This is a genomic window from Gammaproteobacteria bacterium (genome assembly GCA_003696665.1).
Classification (GTDB): domain Bacteria; phylum Pseudomonadota; class Gammaproteobacteria; order Enterobacterales.
Window position 1 is genome coordinate 1 of the sequence record RFGJ01000160.1, and the last position, 1,263, is coordinate 1,263.

1 protein-coding gene is annotated in these 1,263 nt (G+C 53.0%); it reads left to right on the forward strand.

Annotated elements, in window-relative coordinates; all coding sequences use genetic code 11:
- Window positions 1–1,263, forward strand: a 1,263-nt coding sequence (locus tag D6694_04850; protein RMH45374.1) for a hypothetical protein, incomplete at both ends; no start/stop codon positions are given.

Consider the following 1,263-nt stretch of genomic DNA (forward strand, 5'->3'; position numbering starts at 1 on the left):
AACGGCAATTATTCGCTGATGGTTCCAGCCAGCACGGACATGTTCATTCGTGTCAAGGCAGAAATGGTGCAAACCGGTACGCCGGCATGGGATGTTCGGGTGGTGGACAATACCAATGGACAGGCGCTGTATGTGTTGGACAGTAAAGTCTTTAATTCGGGAAGTGGGGCAGTCCAAAATCTGCATGCCAGCTCGGGCTGGGGTGGCTCAGGTTACACGAGCCCCCGTGAGGCCGCGCCGTTTGCGGTATTGTATGATGCGTACATCGCGATACAGAAAATTTTGACCGCCGACCCCAATGTGGTGCTCCCACCGCTTAAGATGAACTGGAGTGTCAATAACGTGGCGTCAAATGGAGACGTGACCCAAGGTCAGATTGGGACTTCTCACTACAACAGCGCCTCGCAGGAGCTGTTTATTCTTGGGCATGAGAATAGCGACACCGATGAATATGACAATCATGTGATCATTCATGAATGGGGACACTACTTTGAGGATGTGATGTCCAGATCCGACTCTATCGGTGGCGCCCATGGTGGTAATGACCGATTAGATCCTCGAGTGGCCTTTGGCGAAGGATGGGGCAATGGCTGGTCGGCCATTGCCACTGATGATCCGGTCTACTTTGATACCATGGGCAATCAGCAATCGTCGGGCTTTCACTTTAATGTTGAAACGGATGATGGCGGGACGCAGCCGGGATGGTTTAGTGAATCGACGGTGCAGGCATTGTTGTGGGATTTCTATGACGATGCCGACGATGGCGCGGATAATGTGAGCCTTGGGTTTGCCCCGATCTATCAGGTGATGAGAGGAGCACAAAAAGACACCTTGGCGCTGACGTCCATTTTCAGCTTTGCGTCAGCGCTAAAAGCCGAACAAAGTGCTGCGGCGTCGGCGATTACGGCCTTGCTGAATGACCGGGGCGTTTTTGGTAGCGATGAGTGGGGCACGGGAGAGACGAATGATGCAGGCAATACACAAGATGTGTTGCCTGTTTATACTCCGCTCGTCATTGGCACAGCGACCACTTTGTGCAGTACCAATGCGTTTAAGTCGAGTAACACAGGGGCGTACAACAAGCTGTCTGTACGACGTTTTGCGCGTCTTGATGTCTCGTCCACTGGCACCTATCAGATCTCGGTCACGGGGCCGGCGGGGAGTGACCCAGATGTGTATATCTTTTATAAAGGACAATTGGTTGCCAAGGGGGACAGTTCCAATGCTGGCAGTGAAACCGTGTCGGCCACGTTGTCGGCGGGT